Source organism: Streptomyces silaceus (genome assembly GCF_001419745.1).
Classification (GTDB): Bacteria; Actinomycetota; Actinomycetes; order Streptomycetales; family Streptomycetaceae; genus Streptomyces; species Streptomyces silaceus.
Window position 1 is genome coordinate 5427 of sequence record NZ_LIRJ01000378.1, and the last position, 492, is coordinate 5918.

1 pseudogene is annotated in these 492 nt (G+C 82.7%); it reads left to right on the forward strand.

Features of this window, described 5'->3' with window-relative positions:
- Window positions 1–376: pseudogene (locus tag AOK22_RS43100) on the forward strand (serine/threonine protein kinase); the annotation flags it as partial.
- Between the last annotated feature and the right edge of the window lie 116 nt (window positions 377–492).

The window sequence follows — 492 nt, forward strand, 5'->3', positions numbered from 1 at the left end:
CGCCGCCGAGGAGGCGTACGAGGAGTCCGCGCCCGAGCCGGCGGGCGAGGCGGCGCCCCGGCGGGGCGCGGTGCCCCTGGTGCCGGGGTCGGCGTCCACCGACTCCAACCGCGACACCCACACGTCGATGCGGGTGCCCGGGCCCGACGAGCTGGCCGGCGGCGCCCGCGGGACGGCCCGCGCCCCGCGCGCCTCGGGGGCGGCCCGCCCCGGCTCCGCCAAGCACCGCACGTCGGCCCGGCGCCGCCGGATCACGCTGGGCGTGGCGGGGGCGGTCCTCGCCGCGGCGGCGGGCATCGGCACGTGGGCCGCCACGAGCGGCGACGACCCGGAACCCCCACCGTCGGACACCACCAACTCGGCCCCGCCGCCGTAACGCCCCCGGGGCGGCCCCGCACCGCCGGGCGGGCGCACCGGCAGGGGCCTTCCCTCCTCGTCTCCGCAGGAGGGGTGCCGCCCTGCTCCACCGCTGCGCGGCGGATGCCCCCACCC